Origin of the sequence: Paenibacillus psychroresistens, from assembly GCF_009728935.1 — a bacterium.
Taxonomy (GTDB): Bacteria; Bacillota; Bacilli; order Paenibacillales; family NBRC-103111; genus Paenibacillus_AC; species Paenibacillus_AC psychroresistens.
The window spans coordinates 7,235,772-7,251,826 of the sequence record NZ_CP034235.1 but is presented as its reverse complement, the minus strand read 5'-3'; the positions used below and the strand labels follow the sequence as shown (position 1 = coordinate 7,251,826).

Here is a 16,055-nt window from a genome sequence, read left to right as displayed (position 1 = left end):
ATGGGAAAACGTCCTCTGACCTCGAAGGTTAAGGACGTTTTTTTGGGATATAATGTGCTATAATAATGCAGCAAGCCAACGAATTAATTAGTAAAGGATGACTTAAGTTGCAGAAAAAACGTTTATATTTTTCAATCAGCCTTCAAGTAATTGTTCTAGTTGCGGTATTGCTTATTATTCCATTGTGCATTGCGGGAGTTTTCTTCTACACATCAACAACGGCCAATCTACATAAAATTGAACAAGAAAACACGTTAAATGTGAGTATCTCCGCTCGTAAAGTATTGGATGGTCTAGGTGCGAATTTATTAGATTCTGTTTTGACAAATGCTCATTGGGAAGCGAACCGAAAAGCTGTAGAGGACAAGGATGTCACTTGGCTGGAGGAGAACATGAATGTATCCGTGGGGATCATCCCCAATGTACATTTTCTAGCCACAGCAGATTTAGCGGGAAATATTATTAGTCAAAAAGGTGATGCTGCTGAGTTCAAAGACAAACTTCAAGTACCAGCCATTTATGACCGATTGAAAAAAGCGGACAGCTTTTCAGGTATTGTACAAACCTCTAAGGGGATGGCAATCATTGCGGTCTCGAAAATTACAGATGAAGCGGGCACAGCTCCTGCAGTTGGGCTATTGGTTTTTGGCCGATTACTGGATCAAGCTGCTTTGGACAAAATTAAGGACACGCTTCATGCGGATATAGCTCTTCTTTCAGAGAAGAACCAGCTGTTATCTACATCTAAGGATTTAGATTTGAATGAATTAAAATCAGCTCTTATAGGTGCCTTGAAAAAGGCTAATTATCTGGAATACGATAGCTTTCAATCCACAGATTCCACGAGTGTGACTCAAGTTTTCACTGGATTCCAAGGCTTAGATGGTAATTCAGTTGGACTTTTGGCAGTAGATAACCCATCGAAAGCAAGTGGGGAAGTAACCAACAGCCTCAAAAAATTGAGCGGGATAGTAGGAATCATACTTATTGCTTTACTGGTTATTCTAACATGGCTTGTACGCAGGAGGATTACCGTTCCGATTACTCGTCTATCCAGTTTATTGGGGGAAGTTGCCAATGGATCATTGAGGGTTCAAGTTTCGCCTGCTTATTTAAAACGCAATGACGAAGTCTTTACTATGGCAGATGCCGTTCAGAAGATGGTTAGTCAATTAAGTGTGCTTATAGAACAAATTAATTTAACGGTTCAGCATGTAACAGTCGCCTCCAAAGAGCTGTACGCAGGAGCGATACAAACCGTACAGGATGCAAATCAAATTGCAGCTTCCATGGAAGAAATGACTGGCGGTGCAGAGATATTGTCCCAAGGAGCGCAAGAAAGCAAACTGGTGAAATTCAACGGAATTCAAGCTTGATTGCCGATGCCGTTTACGAAGGGAATCAAGAAGTGATTAAAGGTATGGAAGTAGTTCGCTCTGCAGGAGATGCATTTGTTCAAATTTCTGCAACAGTTGTTGAAGTTTCTGAACGAATCCAAGATGTAAAGAGCATAGCCCAAAATACGACGGAAACATCTAATCTGGTTCATAATACGGTGGAAGAAACCCTGCAAATATCTATTCAATCTCTCGCCAATATGCAGAGTATTTCTCATTTTACAGAAGAGCAGCTTACTGGTGCCAACGAGGTTACGCGATCAGCACAATCTTTAAACCAGCTGGCTGAAAAGTTGCAATCCATTGCCGCACGCTTCAAAGTATGATAAATAAAGAAGAAAGAGTTATATAGTAAATTTAAGAGGAGGGATTTAGATATGTCTGGAGAAGCAACAAGCTTTACCCCAGTTAAAACAGTTCGTGAGCTGGTGGGACCACTGATTGCGATTATTATTGGGATTTTTATGGTCATACTGGACAGCACTGCTGTTAATGTGGCAATTCCCGTACTAGTTGAAGATTTTCATAGTTCGCTAGCTGTTATACAATGGACGGTTACAGGATACGCGCTCGCACAAGCAGCTGTTATTCCGCTAGCAGGTTGGATGACGGATCGTTTTGGTGCTAAGATCATCTTCATGATTTCACTCATATTGTTCACAATTGGTTCCGTATTATGCGCATTTGCTACTACTGCCGATCAATTAATCTTTTATCGAATTCTACAAGGATTAGGTGGCGGGATGGTTACGCCAATTGCATTTGCAATGACCTATAAGCTTAGCCCTCCTGAAAAAGTAGGAGCAATTATGGGAATGATGGGTATTCCTATCTTGCTCGCACCTGCGCTTGGTCCAATTCTGTCAGGCTACTTGGTGGATTATGTTAAATGGGAATGGATTTTCTTAATTAATGTACCTATTGGAATCATTGGCTTAATTCTGACCTTTATCCTGTTACCTAAATTTCCCAAACTATCTGCAACCTCACTGGATGTTTTGGGGATTATCCTAGGTCCGCTCGCTTTTGTGAGTCTATCCTATGGGCTTAGTGAAGGTGGAACCAGCTGGACATCAACAAAAACCATAGTGGGTCTAATAGTTGGGGTAATCTCATTGCTTTTATTTATTTACGTAGAGCTTTCCAATAAAAAACAACCGTTATTAGAGCTCCGAGTATTCCGTTCAGCCTTATTTACGCGGGGAATCCTGGTGCAGTGGGTGCTGCAGTTTACTATGTTTGGGATTATTTTTACAGTACCTTACTTTATGCAGATAATGATGGGGATGAGTGCTTATCATGCAGGGATATGGACGCTCCCTCAAGCACTGGCAGCTGCTATTTGTATGCCAATTGGAGGCCGATTATATGACCGCATTGGAGCAAGGCCATTGGTTGTTGTTGGCTTAATCCTTGTTGCTATCGGCACTTACCTTATCTCGTATATTAATCCAGGAGATAGTGCTTGGTCATTCTTGATCCCTCGTGCATTGATTGGAATGGGAATGGGGCTATCGTTCCTTGCGCTCAACACTCATTTGATTCAAGCTGCACCTAGGAATCTAGTCAGCCGAGTTACCTCTTTAACAAGCGCTGCTCAACAAGTTGTGACTTCCTTCTCTGTAGCCGGGCTAACCACGTTAATTGTTACTCGGACGAATTATTATGTTAAAGCAGGAGAAAATCGTTCGCCAGAAGCAATAACTCACGCTTTTCATAACATTTATTTGATCCTTGCCTGTCTTGCGATACTTGGCTTGTTACTGGCAACTACACTGAAACGGCCTAAGGTTGAAGGAACAGCTGCACCAGCTCCAATAGTGGAAATGGGTTAGGGGAAATTAAGGTTAGAAAAGGCCCGAATGATGAACACTTAGCATAGTGTTTGTTGCTCGGGTTTTCTTGACTTTATTTGCTTATAAATATATACTTACTTACATAAAGTTATTAACGAAACATTTAGCGTGGACACTAAAAGTTCATTAAGAAGGAAGGCTTATACAATGACACATCCCATTCACCCGCAAACCTCGATAGGTGCTGTATATCTAAAGGTTAGTGACTTAGAGCGATCTGCTCAGTTTTATCAAGACGTTGTTGGCTTTAGGGTACTTAGTGAGAATGAGCTTAAGGTTGAGCTCACAACTGATGGCCGTAACCCACTATTGGTTCTTGAAAAGATTCCAAACGCAGTAGTTTTGCCGCGCAAGAACACAACAGGGCTTTACCATTTTGCCATTCTGGTACCAACGCGTAATGATTTAAGCTTGTCTGTCCGCAATTTAATTAAACATAACCTTCATGTAGGTCAAGCGGATCATTTGGTTAGTGAGGCTTTATATATCGCGGATCCAGAGAATAACGGCATTGAGATTTATGTGGACCGACCTAGAAATGAATGGACATATAACGAGAATGGCGAAATTAAAATGGCAGTCGATCCGATCGAGTGGCAGGGTTTGATAGATGAAGCTGGAGATGCAGAGTGGAGTGGATTAGCTGAGGGAACTGTAATGGGGCATATTCACCTTCATGTTGCAGATTTGAAAGCGACGGAGCAGTTTTATGTTGACATTCTTGGATTCAAGATCATGGCACACATGGCTAATTCAGCGTTATTCCTATCTGCAGGCGGGTATCATCACCATTTAGGGATGAACGTTTGGGCGGGTGTTGGCGCTCCTCAGCCTCCAGATAATGCGGCAGGTCTGCGCTATTATACCATTGTGCTGCCGGATAAAGCTGCACTGGAAGAAGTTCTTAATAAGCTGCGCATTGCAGACATTTCAGTTGAGCCATCAGACGAAGGCTGGTTCGTTCAAGATCCGTCGAAGAATAAGATTTTGCTGGTGAGTCAGGTTTAATGAATTTTATTTAGGAAACATCCCCCAAGAGTCCATTCATAGAATGGCTCTTTTTTTCTGGAAAAGACTTTAGTCCCTGTGCGTTTCATCTGTAAATCCGTTGGAGCTAATGTAAGCTGGGACAAATCTACTAAATCTGTAATTTTAACTAATAAATAAAGCTGCATAATCGGACTAAAGACTCAAGAAATTTCAATGTCTAGTTAAATAGGCACTGTTTTTCATGTGACAAAATATGCTATTATTTGTTTATATATATTTAGGACGGTGAGAATGATGGCGAAACGTAATAAAATTAAAAAAGCAGGGTCCACATCAAGAAACATACATAAAATAGCTACAACGCTTGCTATGGTACCATTAGTATCAATGTCGTCTTTTTTGTTTCATGATTCATATGCTTTGGCTAAAGATCCAGTCTCACTAAAATCATTAACATTTGATTTATCGAGTCAATCTATGCAGGATAATAATCAATATTTGGATTATACTAATGATGAAATATGGGGTAGTGGTTCACAATATCACCTTTCGGGAGTTGTATCCATTTCTAATTCTGACGTAACTGGATATGTTACTAGTAATTTTAGTGGTGAAATCCTCAGAGTTGACAGTCATAACCTTGGCACATCAACAATTACAGTAGAAACTACTGGAGGAGAACAATTTTTCTTCAATTTAGTAAGTTTTGATCCGGCAATTACCGCAAACACATTGGATAGAGGGCAAAATGGTGTGAAGGATGGTTTGGACATTGGTGATATTGTGTATGCTTTATCACATCCTATTGAATCTACCTCTCTTGCAGCTGATCTTAATCAAGATAATGTAATAGATCATGCCGAGATTACTAAATTACTTGGATATATTCCAGCAGGATATGCGAATTCAAGTCCAGAATTAGATGGGGAATTTGCTTCGAATTTGCTTAATATTGAACAGGGAAGAGATAGAGATATAAATTTATCGGATATATTTAAGGATGCAGATGAAGAAGACTACTTACACTTAAGACTTTATAGAGTATTAAGCACAGATGAAACAACAAGTACTACCCCAAATGTTGATGTGACATCTTCATGCGGAAATACTCAATTGTCAATTTATGGTGATATGATAGGGAGCACTACTTATACTATTATTGCCGAAGATCAGCATGGTGGTTCTAAAGTGGCCAATCTTACATTCCGTACCATTGCTAGAACAAATGATGCGCCTGTCATTTATGATGAGTATTTGCAAGAATTGATTTTCAATAATGGAGCAGATTATGATTTGAAGCAATTAATCTCAGATCCTGATGGTGATCCACTCACTTTTACTATTACTACTACCCCTATTGGTTCCGATCCTTATCTAAGTACTTCAATTACAGGAAATTTGCTCCATGTATCTGGAAGTGATAAGAAAGCCCATGCTACAATTACTGCAGATGATGGTCGTGGCGGTTCAACTACGCTAGATATTGATTTGTATGTATTAAACAAATCATTTTATGTTGGCTCCACTGGAACATTAAAGTTTTCAGAATATTTTACATCAGGCGAAACATTTGAATCAATTCATGGAGTCGGTACATCCTACGAAACTGGGTCTGGCAATTTAAGATTTAATACAAATCCATCAGGCACAAAAATATTTACAGTTTTTGGATTACAAGATGAAGAAACAATACATAAAACTTTTGTTATGTATGTTTCTCCTAGCTAATAATAAGATATTATTAAATAAAAACGGAGCTTAAGAAGAACGAAACCCGTTCTTCTTAGCTCCTTTTTACATGGAGGTTACTAAACTAATGAACGAACCAAGAACCATAGAGTCCATGCATGCCCCTATAATTGCTGCGCTTCAAACGAAACGTTATCTTGAGGCTGAAATGATGGCATGTGAAGCGGTACAAGCTGCACCACTGGTAGCACAAAGCTGGGTTTTACTCGGCGAGGCCTTATTACAGCAAGGGATTGGCATTACCGCTGCGCAGATATTTGAAAGAGCATGGCTGCTCGATCCTGAAGCTGTTTGGATTGGAGCAGTCCAAAAAGCTCTGCAGGCTATTAAAAAACCAACGAAAAGTGACATTGTAGCTAAATTATTAGAGGTGCCAAGCGTTACAATTACTGCTGCTGTACTTGTAAAAAATGAAGAACGTCTTATCGAGAAGTGCTTAAGCCATTTAGCGGATGCCGTTGATGAGATAGTAGTTATAGATACTGGATCAACGGATAGAACGATTGAGATAGCTCAATCTATGCCTAAAGTTCGGCTTATTCATTATGCATGGTCGGATGATTTTGCGGCTGCTCGTAATGCTGGTCTTGCCGCTATCACTACAGATTGGGTGCTTTGGGTCGATGGAGATGAGCTTTTATTCAAGGAGGATATCCCTTATGTACGTCAGATCGCAGGGTTATTCCACTCTTCGCCAGTCGCACCTATTCTTCATATTTGGCAGAATAATATTGTAAACGGTAAGGTTACACCGGATGTTTCTCAATCTAGAATGTTCGCTATGAATAGAGGATTAATTTATTCTGGAAAAGTTCATGAGCAGGTGATATCCGCTGAATTTGGTATGTACGAAGCGGATCATAGGAATGCTAAAGTAAGAATTCGAGTCAATCACGATGGTTATGAGCCAACAATCATGCAGCAGAAGAATAAACTGCAGCGAAATATAACACTGCTTAAACAAATGGTTGTGGATGAGCCCGATAATCCAGGTTGGTGGTATTTTTATGGCAGGGAAACATTTGGGGGGGGAGACACAGTTAAAGCTTTGGAGATCCTCTTAAGAACGGAACAATTGGCTGAGCAGCAACCTAGATTCGGCCGCATGGTTGAGGTTTACATGCTTATGGTGAAGATATATATGCCCTTAAATCAACTGGATGAAGCAGAGGCTGCCTGTCATAAGGCGCTAGCTATATTTAATGATTACCCCGATGCCTCCTTTTTCTTAGCGCAGATAAATGTTCGTAGAGCTATCCAACAAGCCAAGGAAGCTGAAAAAAATATAAAAAAGGCTAAACAGGATTTTACAACCTATCGCAGCAGTGTTTCGGCTGATCACCAAATTTCGCAATGGAAAGCAGACATGCTATTAGCCGACGTTGCACGATTAGCAGGCAAGTTGCCAGAAGCCCAGCAAATCTATAAACAAATTCAAGCTCGTTTTCCAGAGATGAAGGAGCTTGAAGTCAGACTCAACCAATTAGAACAAACAGGCGATCAGCTTAAGCATGGCAGTAAACTCTAATATAGAAAGATGAGGATTCAGACCATAACGGCCTGAATCCTCATCTTTTATATCAAACTAAGAATTATTCTTCAGGATTAGTAATAAGGTCGATCAAACCAAGTAAATCTTCGATATCTTGCTTTTGGAATCCGCCATTGCCTGATATGAAACTAATTATTTTATTAATTCCAACGCCTTCAGCAAGTGGGTCAATTGCTGCTCTTACTAAATGGAACAAAGGAATCGCTGTATATTGTCTGCTTTCTTCGCCATTTACGGTTTTAGCAAAGATCCCAATTTTACTTGCATTCGTTGGATAAACAAGAGTAGATGGAAGAAAAACACTACTTTCTCCGTAATAAGATTTTTTAAGTGTGAGGATAGATCCAAGCTTTTGGCCCATTTTATCCAAGAAGTAAAGCTCATAGCCTTCAATATTGGAACTATTCTCAGGATAATGCCAGTTAAGCTCGTTGGCCGTATTTTGTGCGTTATAGTTGAATGTTACATTATTCACAACAGGCAAAGTATCAACTAATGGTGGAGATAACTGAGGTATAGTTTTGCTTTGGGTATTATCATACACTTGGTTGAAGTAAGCAGGAAGATAAATAACATTGCCCGATGTATCCTCAATCCCTATTAGAATAGATCTAGCGTCATAATTCATAATATTTGTATATACGTCAGAGGGGATCGGAAATGAATAAGCTCCTGAGCCTGCTGTTTTATCCGTTTTAGTTAGAATCTGTCTATTATTATTGGAATCGATAAAGTAGACTACATATTTACTGACATGGGTTTCATCTGCTAACCTATCCCAATGAAGGATGGGAGTAACTAAGCCTGCTCTTAAATCGGTATCTTCAAAGTAAGGATTTGATATTATAGGGCGAGGCGAATCCCAAATGAGAGCGAAAGTGCCATTAGAGCTTTCTCCACTAGCATTCTTCGCGAAAACACCAATTGCACTAGCTCCGTTAGGAATCAAAGTATTCACAGGAATAGTCATTTGTATAGTAGAATTATATGTTTTTGATATTTGGGCAATAGATTGAATTCGAACACCTGCGTCGTTAACAAAATAGACCATATAGCTGTCAAAGCCATTGTATGGGCTTGAATCCGTAATAGCCAGAGAACCACCGATTTTGCCCGGCAATGTATCACTATCTAAGAAGATTAAACCATTAACTGCTGGAATATTAGTTGTTGCAGTTGGGAGACTAGGATTAGTTAGAGTATTATCAACTATAGCAATCACTTGAGAAATAGGGGCAATTTCACCTTTGGTATTGCGAATGCCTAATTGTAATACGTTTTGATTAGCAGGTAAATTATTGTACAGGGTTTCTGTTAAATTAAAAGTATAAGTTGCAATTCCTGATTTACTAACAGAACCGATAACATGTGGTATTCCGGAGTCGTAATAGAAAACTACATAATCCTCAAAAAGAGCTTCATTGCTGCTCTTCCCCCATGTGATAGAAGCAACTATTTTTCCAGCACGACTGTCCCTATCCTGAAAGGTTATATTCCCGGTGTTAATAGATGAATTGTCCCAGATCGCTTTCGTTACTTGCTGGTCAATGGTAGCACCATTAACAGACACAACAGCGATTCTTGTTGCCGGGATACCCGTTGATGTCAGAGGAATCGTTTGATCAATCGCTAGAGTATAACTTTGAGAAGAAGCGGCTTTGGTAATAGAGGTTATCGCTGGCAAGATCAAATTATTATCCTCATCCGCAAAATAAACCTTGTATCCTGTTATCGCTGACTCATTAATGGCGCTATACCAAGAAAGTGTACCTGTAACATGATTAGTAACCTGGTCTGTATCATAGAAGAAAACCGATTGCGGTATTCCCCCTACAACATCAACTATATTGATAATAATAGGTAATCCTTCAGAGCCATTAATATCCTTAGGGTAGACACCAAGTTTGCTGGCAGTTGCGCCATTTACTGTTAATGAAGTTCCATTTGGAAGTGAAACCCAATAGTTGCCTGTGTAACCTGGTTGCTTAGCTAGGGTTAGAACTGAGCTTAATTTAATATCGTTGTCGTCAAGTAAATACATTTCATAGCCTGTGATTCCAGCCTCAGTCCAATCCAGAGCACCACCAATAGAATGGCTAGCAGGATCGGTATCATTGTAGAAATGGAATGAAGTGGGTGCTTTTAAACTTAAATTGGAGGCAGGCGTCGCAGCGGCTTTTCCAGTAGTAAGATCGGAAACTAACATATTAAAAGAGAATGGAGCCATTTCATTATTGCTAGTTTCTAGATTAACCTGAACAGAATACACAGCACTTGTTATATTAAGTGAGGGGGTATGTATATAACTAGAAACTTGAGAGGTTAACTCTACTTCGGTACCAATTATGTTATAGTCTTTATCCTTATAATTAATCACATATCTATTGAATTGAGATTCATCTATTGGATGTGACCATGTTAGTTTTAATTCATAAACATCTGGGGCTGGATTTGTATCGTATAAACTAAAATTTTGCGGATTATAAGCACCTGCATCCCATAAAGGAGTTGAGATAATCGGTCCAAGCTCCCCATTTGGAGCGATAACTTGAATACCGATTCTTTTGGCACCTTGTGGAACATTAGATATGGCATAGGTAACTCCTGTTACTGAAGTTGGTGGAGCAAGAACTGTATTGTCGTTGGCAAGGTAATAAACATTATAGCTAACGGTAACATTGCCAGTATATGTCCAGGACAATGATCCTGAAAAGAGACCTGCATTATAGTTTGTATCATAATAAGTTGAAATAGCTAAAGAGGGAGCTAATGTTTGATTAAGAGTGTAATTTCCAGTAACGGAAATAGTCGTACTTTGATTTCCATAAAAACCCTTTGAATCTGAAAAATCCACATAAAATATACCGTTATCGAGGGATCCTACATAATAATCACCATCTGAATTAGTAATTAACGTAGCAACGGTTGTATGACTGCTGTTTTTGATTTCAAGTTGAATCCCTTGAATAGGATGCGCATTGGTATCAGTCACTTTACCATGAATTATGCCATCGGTAGCAAAAACTGTCATTTGAGGCATTGAAATTGTGAGCAGCAGCAAGATCAACAATAATTTAGTATTTAGAGTTTTTAAAGTGTTTTTTAGCATTACCGTTTCCCCCGTCATTGAATGTCGAATACATAAGCACCTCTAAATTTATCATAATATAAGGTAAATAACTATGATAATTCTCCAAACAACAAAACATAAAAAAACCATTCCAATAAGGGAATGGTTTTTTTATGTACTTACGGATTTGCTGTTAAGCTCATCCCGATCAGGATTCTTCTTGATCAACCACAGGTACTGTGTCTTGATCATCGTCGTTTGATTGTGGTTCTTCCTGGTCAACCTTTGGCTTATCGGTATTGTCTTTTTTTACAACTGGTTTTTCTTCTTTTTCTGTCGCGATAGTAGCATAAGCTTTATCAGACATAATTCTGCGAGCAGTTACATAACGTTTTGCATAATATTTCTCGCTGAGCTTATTCTTTGTAACTCCTGAACTGCTTGCGGAGTGTATAAAGTAGCCGTCTCCAACGTAAATACCAACATGAGAAATGCCTGCGCCTCCAGTTTCGAAGAATACCAAGTCACCGGCTCTTAGGTCGCTTTTTGCTACCTTTTCGCCTGTAATTGCTTGGGTTCTGGAGCTGTGGGAAAGATCAATGTCGAACTGGGCGAAGATGTAACGAGTGAAACCTGAGCAATCAAATCCTTTAGGCGTGGTTCCCGCTGCTAAGTACCGAACACCCATTACTTTTTCAATCTTAGCGTCCAGCTCAGTTGCTGCTGAAGCACTGCCAACCATAAAGCTGAAACTCAAAAACAAAGCCAATACAAACAGAGATGCCTTTTTCAAAGCGGTACTCCTTCCAGGTCGCCTACGAGGTTAGCTTGAGGGTTCGGTTGAAGGTTCCCTATGATCCCTTTAAATCAAGATCAATTCACCCAAGAATGGTTCCCCCGTTTCCTTGTTACAGGAATTCGGCACTTAATGTTTTTTTTTGTTGCTTAAAAATAATTCTCCATAAATATGCAAAATCCTCCCTACAGTCGAAAAAATATTTTTATAATGTGAACATAAAAAGACTCCTTTTGCGGGAGTCCTTACAAACACAGGGCTTATGACCCTATAAATTTACGTATATTCGGTTTTTGTCGAATACAATTCTTGCTGAGTAGTGATGACCCAAAGATGAAAAAAGGTATGTACCAAACGATACGCTTGATACAGAATCAAGGTCCATAAGCTTGCCCAGATCCAGAGGACAGATGTCGCAATCGTTGCAATAAGTGCGGACCCAAGCATGAACACTATAGATATGCCAATAATGGAGAGGATATACTTAAAGGCAATTCGTAAGGATTCATTCCAAGGTCGCGACCAAGCTTTACCGAATTGCAGATACATGAAGGTCAGATGCAGGATATACCCATAGACCAAGTATCCAGTTACCAGTGGAATTAAGACGAAGACAGTTGCATCATAATCACCCCCTAAAACAATAGTTCCCCACTTAGGTAGGAGAAAATATAACGGTGCCAGCGTTAAGACCATTTGCATTAAATAATAGAGCAGGAATGTACCGCCAAGCACGCGGATACCTTTGAAAAACCGATATCCTGAATTTAAGTGCGTTTGGCGCAAGGAATAGTAAATGCCTGCATTTAGCATCGGGGTAATAATCATTCGAGTCAGCAGTAATCCAAGGAACAGCCACAGGTAAGAATCAATAAAGTCTGTTTTCAGCAGCTGGAATTGCCCTTCGGCTAAGAATAATTCTACCTGTCCGCCAGAAGCTTGGATGTCTGGATAACGATGAAGCAGCGGGACGACAATGGATTGAACAATTCCATAGAGCGCAATCCCCCATCCAAGCCGATAAGCGAATAAAACAAGTACGAGAAAAGGCTGCTTCCAAGCGGCCTTCCAGCCATCTTTCATATAACTGTACATAATTCCAACCCCTTACCAGGAAACCGAGTTAAACAAGGTTTCGAGAATTTTGAGAAAGCTTGTATTCCAACGTATGGTTGCTGTGGGATCAATATTTGTTTTCATGAAGTTATTAATGTGTTTATTCTCCATGAGCATTTTATGTTCGGGATCGATGCGAACCCAATCCACAGGAGAAGTATGTATTAGCTTGAACAGGGTATCATTGGATTCGCTATTCCAGACTTTATCTATGCTAGTGCCATCACTGAAATGAAAGTGGATGGGTACATTAGGAAAAGAGCCGCCTTGCTTACGAATCAGGACCTCACTGGTATAAGAAGTCTGATTTTTCTCCGTAGTTTTACGGATATGTATGTTGTCTACGGTGTAGTCGATCATTAAACCACCATATACGAAGCTATCGAAAAAGGGTTTCCAGCTTTTCTGAGTTGTCTTTTCTAATATAGCTTGAAAATCTTGGGTCGAAGGATGACGGAACTTCCATTGCTGAAAGTAAGCCTTTAGTGTCTTTTGCATGAGCTCAGGACCAACATCTTTTTCTATAGAATTAAGTACTAGCTTGGCACGGGTGTAGACATTTTCTGCATATTGACCGTGGTGGCCATACTCCCATGAATTTAGCTTAAGCGATTCTGGAGATGTGACATAGCTGGCTTCCAAAGGCAAGTTGGGCTTGCTGCCATATTCACGTTCCATGACTTTATCCTCTGCATAAGAGGTAAAGCCTTCGTCTAACCATGCTTCTTCAAATTCATTAGAGGCGACCATACCGTACCAGAATTGATGCCCAATTTCATGAACCACAACGCGTTCGAGGGAGAGATCGTTAGCCGAAGCTACTGTGCCCCATGCCGTAATCAAAGTAGGGTATTCCATGCCGCCTGCTCCATTGCCGTTCTCTGGCGGTACAACGATGGAGAGAGTGGAGTAGGGATAAGCGCCATACCATTCCGAATAGCGAGTTAAAGCCTTTTTTGCCGCTTGCATATATCTCGTTTTGAAGTTTTTGTGACTTGGGTCCAGATAAAGCTTGATCTTAACCCCAGGGACGTTTGGTGTTGAGAAAGGTTCCTCGTAATAGACGAAGTTTGGTGACGCAGACCAAGCGAAATCATGTACATCATCTGCGTAGAAGTGATACGTTTTTCGATTGTTCTTCTCAGCGGCTGGATTAACTGGAAAGCCTGTGGCTGCAACAATATAAGCGGAGGGAACCTGAATACTTACATCATAAATCCCAAAGTCAGCATAAAATTCAGAATTGCCATGATATTGATGGAGATTCCAGCCTTCCTCTAAACGACCTCTTGTTCCGGCTGGCTCATAAACAGCGATTTTGGGAAACCATTGTCCGGCCATATAGAAATCATCTGCATATCCCATGCGAGCGTAAACATAAGGGAGCTTGACTGAAAACTTCATGGTAAAGCTGATTTTTTCACCTGGTCCAATTGGATCACTTAAGCGAACCTTCATTAACGTATGATCATTGGTATTCCCGTCATCGGGCTGGACGAAGCTTAAATGGCTCATTAAGTCTTGGCCTAATGTGGTTTCAAAAGATTGCAGCTTCATCCACCCATTGCTGGCAGATGTCATTTTATCCTCGCGAAGCTTGCCCCCAGATTCACGGTTAAACGAGGTTTTCGTTGATTCAAAGGCGTTTGGATACAGGTGAAAATAAATTTCGCTGACTGGCTTTTTACCTGGATTTTCCCAAGATACAGTTTCTGTACCCTCTAGCATTTTCTGTTCGGGAATTAACGAAACGGCTATATGGTACTCTACGATGCGATGACTGAGGGGGCTCGGCTGAGTCTGGTCACTCGTTTGAACCGAGTTCTCCGGCAGCACTTGGTTGCTCAAAGGAATCGTCTTAGTAGTAGCAAAATCGTTTAGCTTAGGTGCCTTGTGCAAGATTAAAGAGCTCATTAGAGCAAGGTAGCTGCAAAACACAATCAGGAGGATCCATTGGAACATTCGATTAGCGAATAACGGTTTCATTTATTTTCACCTCGTTGACAAGCATCTAAAGCATGTATATGTCTGTCCAACTCGGATTATTTCAAAATATATGAAAGTATTATATTTCCTAGTACGATTTAGCTGGTAAGTCCGCGTGACATTCGGTAAAATAACAAGCATAAGCAAAAAACACGATTTTGAATGGATGGTGCTCATATGGAGACGAATGATAAAGTAAAGAAGCCATTGGCTTTAAATATTATTAGCAATAAAGTGGATCACAAGGGATTTGGAGCTGGATCGATAGATCTGAATAGTGTCTCTGGAATGATTATCGATGGCGACCAAGCCTATATTGATGAAGGCACACTGCATGCGAAGAGTAAGGTAGAAAAAGGCATCAAATTCTCGATGAATAAAGAAGATGTGCCGAATGGCAGGAAATGCTGGATTGTTTGGGTGGCAGTGGGCCGCAAAGAAGAGGGACCTTATTATGCAGGGGTAGCTTCATGCGAGATGCTAATTGATACCGAAGCGCGCAGAGGCTGGAAAATTCTTGCAGAGCATGTGAATCGGATGGATCGTGCGATGAAACGTAAAATCATGCTCGAAAATTTAGACGCATCCGAAAAAGCACTTCTAAAGGAAGCGCTGATAGGACACAACCCCCAATGGTGGGAGCATTCAGAGGATGAGCTTAAGCTAGCCTTACAATAAAGTTTGAATATAGTGTGCGACGCCGTCTTCATCATTGCTTACAATGAGGGAGTCGGCTTTTTCTTTTAACTCGGTACGGGCATTACTCATAGCAATTGTCGTACCAGCCACTTCAAACATCTCAATATCGTTAAAATTATCCCCGAATACAATGATTTGCTCTGGCAAACAGCCCACCAGTTCCGCCCATCTCAAGGTTGCGGCTCCCTTATTGGCAAGTGGATCACTGACTTCGAGGAAGTACTGATCCTGTAGATAGGTGTCTAAGCTGAAATGGATATAAATATTAGTTCCGTAATGAAGCTTAAGTGCGTCATAGAAAGGTTTTAGGTCTTCATAAGCTCCGATGTAGGTGAGAATCATTACCTTTTTATCGAGGTGGTTCAAATGAAGCAAGGGCATCTCGTGAAAACGGCGATCATTCGGGCGACTATCGTAAAAGCCTTGTTCTCCTATGCGCCGCAGAGGCTCATGCAATACCAGCTCATGCTGATTCTCATCCAAGAGAAATAAAAACGGGACTTGGTCAAAGCTTTTTCCCAATGATATGACTTCATTAGTGATATCGTGCGATAGCCAAGCCCCGCCGACTGTTGCTTGTGATAATGGATCGAAAATAAGTGCACCGTTATATAGAATGATCGGAAATTGCCATGGGATAGTCGAGACCTTGGTTTGTGAGCTTATATAGCTTCTAGCGGTGGCATAGCTTACGACATGACCAGCTTCAAGTGCAGCAGTAAAAACCTCTTTAGAGAAATCGGACAATAAACTGCTAGAACGCAGCAACGTCCCATCCAAATCGGTTAAAATGTAAAGCTTTTGCATATGTGATCCCCTTCTTTGTTTGGTTGTGGATGACCGC

At 40.5% G+C, this 16,055-nt stretch carries 13 protein-coding genes and 1 riboswitch; of the genes, 8 read left to right on the top strand and 5 right to left on the bottom strand.

All coding sequences use genetic code 11. The annotated features are described in order from the left end of the window. Window positions 1–107 precede the first annotated feature (107 nt). The 7 genes from EHS13_RS32645 to EHS13_RS32615 all read left to right on the top strand — a co-directional run bounded on the left by EHS13_RS32645 (window position 108) and on the right by EHS13_RS32615 (window position 7,520). On the top strand, window positions 108–1,376 hold the full coding sequence (locus EHS13_RS32645; protein ID WP_155704359.1) for a CHASE4 domain-containing protein: 1,269 nt from the start codon (window positions 108–110) through the stop codon (window positions 1,374–1,376). Further along, window positions 1,373–1,723, top strand: a complete 351-nt coding sequence (locus tag EHS13_RS32640; protein WP_155704358.1) for a hypothetical protein — start codon at window positions 1,373–1,375, stop codon at window positions 1,721–1,723. Before EHS13_RS32645 ends, EHS13_RS32640 begins: the two co-directional genes overlap by 4 nt. 51 nt (window positions 1,724–1,774) lie before the next feature. Next, window positions 1,775–3,232 carry a DHA2 family efflux MFS transporter permease subunit gene (locus tag EHS13_RS32635; protein WP_155704357.1) on the top strand — a complete coding sequence of 486 codons (1,458 nt, stop codon included), beginning with the start codon at window positions 1,775–1,777 and terminating at the stop codon, window positions 3,230–3,232. 168 nt (window positions 3,233–3,400) lie between these two features. Then, window positions 3,401–4,261 (top strand): VOC family protein, encoded by an 861-nt coding sequence (locus tag EHS13_RS32630; RefSeq protein WP_155704356.1) that lies wholly within the window; start codon window positions 3,401–3,403, stop codon window positions 4,259–4,261. Window positions 4,262–4,318: 57 nt separating this feature from the next. After that, window positions 4,319–4,420, top strand: coding sequence for a stalk domain-containing protein (locus EHS13_RS37650; RefSeq protein ID WP_155705604.1), 102 nt, complete (start codon window positions 4,319–4,321; stop codon window positions 4,418–4,420). 114 nt (window positions 4,421–4,534) lie between these two features. Next, complete coding sequence (locus tag EHS13_RS32620; protein WP_155704355.1) at window positions 4,535–5,971, top strand: hypothetical protein; 1,437 nt, start codon at window positions 4,535–4,537, stop codon at window positions 5,969–5,971. 88 nt (window positions 5,972–6,059) lie between these two features. Next, the gene (locus EHS13_RS32615; protein WP_162463363.1) at window positions 6,060–7,520 is read left to right on the top strand and encodes a tetratricopeptide repeat-containing glycosyltransferase family 2 protein; all 1,461 of its coding nucleotides are present in this window, start codon (window positions 6,060–6,062) and stop codon (window positions 7,518–7,520) included. Between the two features lie 64 nt (window positions 7,521–7,584). Here EHS13_RS32615 and EHS13_RS32610 read toward each other — a convergent pair whose 3' ends face one another. From EHS13_RS32610 to EHS13_RS32595, 4 genes are all read right to left on the bottom strand, one after another. Continuing rightward, complete coding sequence (locus tag EHS13_RS32610) at window positions 7,585–10,653, bottom strand: carboxypeptidase regulatory-like domain-containing protein (RefSeq protein ID WP_162463362.1); 3,069 nt, start codon at window positions 10,651–10,653, stop codon at window positions 7,585–7,587. 169 nt (window positions 10,654–10,822) lie between these two features. Next, window positions 10,823–11,407, bottom strand: a complete 585-nt coding sequence (locus EHS13_RS32605) for a C40 family peptidase (RefSeq protein ID WP_155704352.1) — start codon at window positions 11,405–11,407, stop codon at window positions 10,823–10,825. A 5-nt stretch (window positions 11,408–11,412) separates the two neighbouring features. Beyond that, window positions 11,413–11,548, bottom strand: a riboswitch (cyclic di-AMP (ydaO/yuaA leader). Window positions 11,549–11,686: 138 nt separating this feature from the next. After that, a complete protein-coding gene (locus EHS13_RS32600; protein ID WP_155704351.1) occupies window positions 11,687–12,505 on the bottom strand; it encodes a hypothetical protein in 819 nt (272 codons plus the stop codon). A 12-nt stretch (window positions 12,506–12,517) separates the two neighbouring features. Beyond that, on the bottom strand, window positions 12,518–14,512 hold the full coding sequence (locus tag EHS13_RS32595; RefSeq protein ID WP_155704350.1) for a M1 family metallopeptidase: 1,995 nt from the start codon (window positions 14,510–14,512) through the stop codon (window positions 12,518–12,520). Window positions 14,513–14,689: 177 nt separating this feature from the next. Between EHS13_RS32595 and EHS13_RS32590 the strand changes: the two genes are divergently transcribed. After that, window positions 14,690–15,190, top strand: a complete 501-nt coding sequence (locus tag EHS13_RS32590; protein WP_155704349.1) for a YwhD family protein — start codon at window positions 14,690–14,692, stop codon at window positions 15,188–15,190. Here EHS13_RS32590 and EHS13_RS32585 read toward each other — a convergent pair. Further along, window positions 15,182–16,018, bottom strand: coding sequence for a Cof-type HAD-IIB family hydrolase (locus tag EHS13_RS32585; RefSeq protein WP_155704348.1), 837 nt, complete (start codon window positions 16,016–16,018; stop codon window positions 15,182–15,184). The genes EHS13_RS32590 and EHS13_RS32585 overlap by 9 nt on opposite strands. Between the last annotated feature and the right edge of the window lie 37 nt (window positions 16,019–16,055).

What these genes read in the sequence shown, in the direction of transcription:
- EHS13_RS32635 (WP_155704357.1), top strand. Translation starts at nt 1,775, where the DNA reads ATGTCTGGAGAAGCAACAAGCTTTACCCCAGTTAAAACAGTTCGTGAG.
- EHS13_RS32630 (WP_155704356.1), top strand. Translation starts at nt 3,401, where the DNA reads ATGACACATCCCATTCACCCGCAAACCTCGATAGGTGCTGTATATCTA.
- EHS13_RS32620 (WP_155704355.1), top strand. Translation starts at nt 4,535, where the DNA reads ATGATGGCGAAACGTAATAAAATTAAAAAAGCAGGGTCCACATCAAGA.
- EHS13_RS32615 (WP_162463363.1), top strand. Translation starts at nt 6,060, where the DNA reads ATGAACGAACCAAGAACCATAGAGTCCATGCATGCCCCTATAATTGCT.
- EHS13_RS32610 (WP_162463362.1), bottom strand. Translation starts at nt 10,653, where the DNA reads ATGCTAAAAAACACTTTAAAAACTCTAAATACTAAATTATTGTTGATC.
- EHS13_RS32600 (WP_155704351.1), bottom strand. Translation starts at nt 12,505, where the DNA reads ATGTACAGTTATATGAAAGATGGCTGGAAGGCCGCTTGGAAGCAGCCT.
- EHS13_RS32595 (WP_155704350.1), bottom strand. Translation starts at nt 14,512, where the DNA reads ATGAAACCGTTATTCGCTAATCGAATGTTCCAATGGATCCTCCTGATT.
- EHS13_RS32590 (WP_155704349.1), top strand. Translation starts at nt 14,690, where the DNA reads ATGGAGACGAATGATAAAGTAAAGAAGCCATTGGCTTTAAATATTATT.
- EHS13_RS32585 (WP_155704348.1), bottom strand. Translation starts at nt 16,018, where the DNA reads ATGCAAAAGCTTTACATTTTAACCGATTTGGATGGGACGTTGCTGCGT.